General features: G+C 54.4%; 1 protein-coding gene. It reads right to left on the reverse strand.

Going from position 1 to position 294, the window contains the following annotated elements:
- Positions 1-2: 2 nt before the first annotated feature.
- On the reverse strand, positions 3-294 hold a 292-nt coding region (locus RTW80_RS28645; protein ID WP_312721480.1), incomplete at its 5' end, for a hypothetical protein.

Consider the following 294-nt stretch of genomic DNA (forward strand, 5'->3'; position numbering starts at 1 on the left):
CATCAAAGGTCATACCCCAGCTCATTTATCATTTCGTCTGCCATCAATTCGATGACGCCCTTATCACCACGGGCGCCACTGTTACGCTCCCTGTACTCAATGAGTTTTTTTGCGGATCCGCGAGGGAACTTCTCCGCCAGTAACTGACGGGCACGGGCAGTACCGATCGTATCCGAGAGATTTCTGCGTAGCGCGCCGTCTTTTTTGTCTGAGTTAAGCGACCACAGCTCCAGCGGTCCGAGCGTAAACCGGACAATCCGTGCCAGCGTCCCCTGGGTTGTGCGCATCATACAT

Source organism: Escherichia sp. AM3, assembly GCF_032029835.1.
Lineage (GTDB): Bacteria > Pseudomonadota > Gammaproteobacteria > Enterobacterales > Enterobacteriaceae > Escherichia > Escherichia coli.